3 protein-coding genes are annotated in these 5,291 nt (G+C 72.5%); 1 reads left to right on the plus strand and 2 read right to left on the minus strand.

Annotated features, from left to right (window positions below):
- A partial coding sequence (locus HUW36_RS24700) for a hypothetical protein (RefSeq protein WP_174530355.1) occupies window positions 1-1,038 on the plus strand: 1,038 nt, incomplete at its 5' end.
- 42 nt (window positions 1,039-1,080) lie between these two features.
- On the opposite strand, the gene HUW36_RS24705 is transcribed toward HUW36_RS24700, so the two are convergent.
- Window positions 1,081-1,983, minus strand: a complete 903-nt coding sequence (locus HUW36_RS24705) for a sulfurtransferase (RefSeq protein ID WP_174530356.1) — start codon at window positions 1,981-1,983, stop codon at window positions 1,081-1,083.
- An 89-nt stretch (window positions 1,984-2,072) separates the two neighbouring features.
- Window positions 2,073-4,943, minus strand: coding sequence for an Ig-like domain-containing protein (locus HUW36_RS24710; protein WP_174530357.1), 2,871 nt, complete (start codon window positions 4,941-4,943; stop codon window positions 2,073-2,075).
- Between the last annotated feature and the right edge of the window lie 348 nt (window positions 4,944-5,291).

Raw genomic sequence — 5,291 nt, forward strand, 5'->3', positions numbered from 1 at the left:
GCCGCCCTGGCCGTCGCGCTGGTCACCGGCGGGACGGTCGCGCTCCTGCGCGCCCCCGCCCCGACCCACCCGGTGGTACGCCCGGGCCCGAGCGCGTCGCCGGTGCAGCAACCCCCGCTCGACCTCGACCTGGTCGCCGATCCGCTCGGCCGGCTCGGCGACCGGGTCACCGCGCCGCTCTCCGCCCGGCCGGTCGACCGGGCGCTGGCGCTGCGCCAACCGGTCGATCCGAAGACCGGCGAGGCCGGCCCGGTCCGGGTGCTCGGCGACGACGGTCTGGTCCGGGAACTGGACGTGGTGACGCTCGCGCCCACCCGGGACGCCGCCGGCAACGAGGCGGAGCCGCTCAAGCCCGGCAGTCTGTCGCCGGACGGCCGGACCGCCGCGTTCGCGCAGACCGGCGAGGTGGTCGTGGTCGACCTGACCGACGCCTCGGTGCGTCGCTACCCGCTCGCCGGCTACCTGGAACACGTCGTCTGGGCCGGCGACCGGCTGGTCGTCGGCGACAACGACACCGCGTACGAGCTGGACCGGGGCACCGGGAAGGCCCGGGAGCTGCCGGTCGACCCGTGGGGCCTGGTCGTGCCCGAGCCGACCCGACCGGGCGACCTGCTCGCCCTCGGCGGCGCGGAGGACGGCCTGTCCGTACGCCGCTATCCCGGCACCGGCGGTACGCCGCAGCAGCTGCCGGTGGGCACCGGCGACCTTCCGTCCGGCTACCGGCTGGACGAGGTCTACGGGCGGGGCTGGCAGCGCGGCGACCGGATCGCCCAGGCGGGCTGGACCACCACCGCCAGCATGGGCGGGGCCGAGGGTGTGGCCGTGGTGGACGCGCGCACCGGGGCCGTGACCCGCCTGCTCGACCTGGGCCGCGAGGACCGGGCGAAGGCCTGCTGCGAGGTGCTCGGATGGTCCGCCGACGGTGCGGTGCTGTTCCGCTCCGATCCCACCGGCCTGGCCCGTTGGCGACCGGACACCGGAGAGGTGGTCCGGGTGGCCCGCGACGTGACCGGCCCGGTGTCGCTGCCCGCACGCTGACCGGCCGGCCCTCCCGACGCGCGGGAGAGCCGGCCGGGACGCTCAGCGGGTCAGGCCGCCGGGCTGGTCGCCCTTGACCACGGGCGCCCGGACCAGGTTGCCCCACTCGGTCCAGGAGCCGTCGTAGTTGCGCACCTGCGGAAAGCCGAGCAGGTGGTGCAGCACGAACCAGGTGTGGCTGGACCGCTCGCCGATCCGGCAGTACGCCACCACGTCGTCGGACGGGCTCAACCCGAGCTGGTCGGCGTAGATCGCCCGCAGCTCGTCGGCCGACTTGAACGTGCCGTCGTCGTTCGCGGCGGACTTCCACGGCTTGCTCACCGCGCCGGGGATGTGCCCGCCGCGCAGCGCGCCCTCCTGCGGGTAGTCCGGCATGTGCAGCATCTCGCCGGTGTACTCACCCGGCGACCGCACGTCGACGAGCGGCCGGCCGGCCGCCACGTGCGCCATCACCTGCTCCCGGTAGGCCCGGATCGGCGCGTCGTCACGCTCCGGCACCGGATAGTCGGCGCGCGGCCGGCTCACCTTCTCCCGGGTCAGCTCCCGCCCCTCGGCGATCCACTTCTGCCGGCCGCCGTCGAGCAGCCGCACGTCGGCGTGGCCGAAGAGGGAGAAGACCCAGAGGGCGTACGCGGCCCACCAGTTGAAGTTGTCGCCGTAGAAGACCACGGTGTCGTCGCGCCCGATGCCCTTGGCGGCGCACAGCTCGGCGAAGGCCGCGGCGTCCAGGTAGTCGCGGGTGACCTGGTCGTTCAGCTCGGTGTGCCAGTCGACCTTGACGGCGCCGGGGATGTGGCCGGTGTCGTAGAGGAGCACGTCCTCGTCGGACTCGACCACCACGAGGCCCTCGTCGCCCAGGTGTTCGGCCAGCCACTCCGTGGTGACCAGGCGCTGCGGGTCGGCGTACGACTGGAGTCGGGGATGCGGATCACTCGGCACAGGCATGATCCCCAAGGTACGCCGGATCCGGAGCCCCGGATGTGACACCGGCCCCACCACCTCGGAAAGGTGGCAGGGCCGGTGCGGTCAGGCGCTCAGCCCTCGACGACGAACCACTGGTACGTGGGGTCCGACTGGTTGCCGGACTTGTCGATCGCGTACACGGTCAGCGTGTGCCAGCCGGCCTCGGCCGGCGTGAGGATGACCGAGGCGGAGCCGTCCGCCCCCGCCGGGACGGTGACCTCCGGCGCGTAGTCGAACTGGTAGACGTACCTGTCGACGTCCGGCATCCCGGGAGTGAACGTGAAGACACCCGGCAGGCCCGGACCGCCGCCCGACCCGCCGATCGGGTAGGTCGTCGAGCTGACGCCCGGCATGCTGCTGACCAGGAACGAGTAGCTCGCCTCCGGGGACAGCTCGCCGGACGACGAGCGGGCTCGGACGGTGAGCGTGTTCCGGAAGGCCCGGTCCGGGGTGACGGTCAGCTCGGCGGCGGTGCCGTCGTTCACGTCGACCGTCTGCTCCGGCCCGTCGTTGAGCCGGTAGACGAACGCCACGGTGTCCGGCAGGTCGGAGTCGAAGCGGAAGCCACCGGGTACACCGATGCCGCCGCTCGAACCCCACTCGCTGTACAGGTACGAGATGACCCGCGGCTGCGGGTCGCGGACGGTGAACCGATATTCGCGCTGTTCGGTACGGGTGCCGTCAGCGGTCTCCGCGATCACCGTCAGCTGGTACCAGCCCGGATTCTCCGGCGTCCAGGTGACGGTGGCGGTGCCGTCAGCGGCCGCGTCGACAGTCGTCGTCTCCGCGCCCTGGAACGAGTAGTGGTACCGGACCACGTTCGACCGCTGCGGCGTGAAGGTGAACGTTCCGGCGACACCGGGCAGGCCGCCGCTGCGGTCCTCCGGGTATTCCGCCGACTTGACCATCGGGGCGTCGTTGACCAGGAACGTCCAGACGTTCTCGGGCGAGCGGGTGCCGTCCGCGGTGACCCCGCTGACCGTGAGCGTGTGCTCCCCACCCTCGGTGGGCGTCCAGCTCACCGTCGCCCGGCTGCCCGTCTCGACGCGCTGCTCGGCGCCGTCGTCGAACCGGTAGAGGAAGGCGACCGTCTCCGGGATCTCCGAGGTGAAGTGGAACTCGCCCGGCTGGCCCGGACCACCCATCGGCCAGTCGGCCCGGTAGGGGTCGGCGGAGACCGCGGGACGCAGATCCCGCACCCGGAAGAACCAGCTCGCCGGCTCCGACTCGGTGCCGTCCCGGCTGACGCTCCACACGGCGAGGTCTACCCAGCCCTCACCCGCCGGGGTCCAGGTCACTGACGCGCTGCCGTCGGCCTTCGCGGGCACCGTGCCCGGCTCGTCGTTGAACCGGTAGCGGTAGCTGACGGTGTCGGGCAGGCGCGGGGTGAACGTGAAGACGCCGGGGATGCCCTGTCCGCCGCCGGAGCCCCAGTCCTCGTAGACGGTGGCCGAGATCTTCGGCTCGGTCGGCAGGTGGAACTCCCGGCTTCCGGTGGTCTCAACGCCGCCGGCCGTGACGCTGGTGACGGTGAGGGTGCGGTAGCCGCCCCGGGTCGCGGTGACGGTGATCGCGGCGGAGCCGTCGGCGGCGGCCTCGACCGTCCGCTCCGGGTCGCCGTCGAGGGCGTAGCGGTAGCGCACCACCCCGTCCATCTGCGGCCGCAGCTGGAACGGGGCCGGCACCCCGATCTCGGCCAGCCGTCCCTCGATGATCGGCGAGACATCCTGGGCGAGGAACCTGTACTCGGTGGTCGCCGAGCGGTTGCCGACCGCGTCCAGGCTCCACACCCGCAGGGTCCTCGGGCCCGGGTCCGGCGTGAGCGTGACGGTGGCCGTGCCGCCCGTCCGGTCCGCGTCGACCGTCTTCTCACCGCCGGAGTCCAACGAGTAGCCGTACCTCACCACCTCAGTGGCGCCGTTGGCGGTGAAGGTGAACTCGCCGGCCAGAGCCGGGTGCCACGCGCCGTCGTCGGGGAAGTCGGCCGACGTCACGGTGGGCGGCGTGGCCGGGCCACGGACGTCGAGGCGGAAGTAGCAGACCGGGCTCCACTCGCCGGTGGCCCGGCTGTCCGCCGCCCGCATCTGCCAGGCATACGTCCGGTCGTGCTCGAATGGCGAGGGCCAGATCTGTTCGTAGCGGCCGAAGGCACGCTGGCCGTCGCGGGCCGAGTCCAAGCGCTCGATGCGTGCCTCGGGCTCGTCGACCGGCCAGGCCGCAAACGTGACGTCCAGCTGGTCCGTGCCGCCGCCGTCGTTGCGGTCCCGGTCGTGCACCACTCCGGAGAGCGTGGGGTTGCGGATCACCTGGTACGGCTCGGCGATGGTGCACGCCGTACCGGTCTCGCTCTGGAGGTCGGTCGGCACGCCGGGGCGGAAGTTGTAGTCGATCGAGATGCCGACCTTGGTGGCGTACTTGCGTGCCAGCGCCGGATCCCGTTCGGCGTCGGCGGGCAGCCGCAGCGAGAGCGTCAGCGTCGACCGGCCCTCGGCGAGCGCCTGCCGCAACCCTTCGATCGCGTCGAACTCCACCCGGGGGGCCGGGCAGATGGTCTGGTCGGTGAGCTGACGGCTGTCGACCAGGCCCAGGTCGGCCGGCGGCTTCCGCCAGCTCGACTTGGCGGTGTAGGCGGCGGTGCGCCACAGCTCGATCTTCGGGCGCTTGGTGCAGTCCGCGCCGGCCGTCTCCTTGACGTCGAGCTTGGCCGACTCGATGTCTGCTCCCCGGTAGCGGGAGATGTCGAACGTGAAGTAGGCGCGAGAGGTGTGCGCGTGGCCCTTCGCATCCGTCCAGGTGCCGACCGGAACGTCGCCTGGACGATCAATGCTGATCTTGCCGGGTGAGTGCGAGTCGGTCCAGGCCCACGAGGTGTTCGTCTCGTAGCGGATGTCGTACGCGGCCGCCGGCGCCGCGGTGGCGGCCACCGTTCCAGCCGCGACCACGATCGACAGCGCCGCGGCAAGCAGGCTTCGCCGGCCGGTCCGACGTGGATTTCTGTCAGGCATGAGGGTCAAACCCATCCACCTTTCCCCGATGTCTCCCCGTACTCGATCGACGGGGGCAGCGGATGCTATCCAGCCGGACGGACATCGGGCGATCCCGATAAGCGACTGGACGAGCACATCGGACGATCAGCGGTGAAGGTCGACCCGTCCGGCAGGGTCAGGCGCGGCGGTGCACCAGCCGGCCGGCGACCACGGTGGCCCGGCAGGAGCCGTCCGCGTCGAACACGGCCAGATCGGCCCGGCCGCCGACCACCAGCGCGGCCGGCCGCGCCGCGGGCAGCACGG

Origin of the sequence: Micromonospora maritima (assembly GCF_902825405.1) — a bacterium.
GTDB lineage: Bacteria > Actinomycetota > Actinomycetes > Mycobacteriales > Micromonosporaceae > Micromonospora > Micromonospora maritima.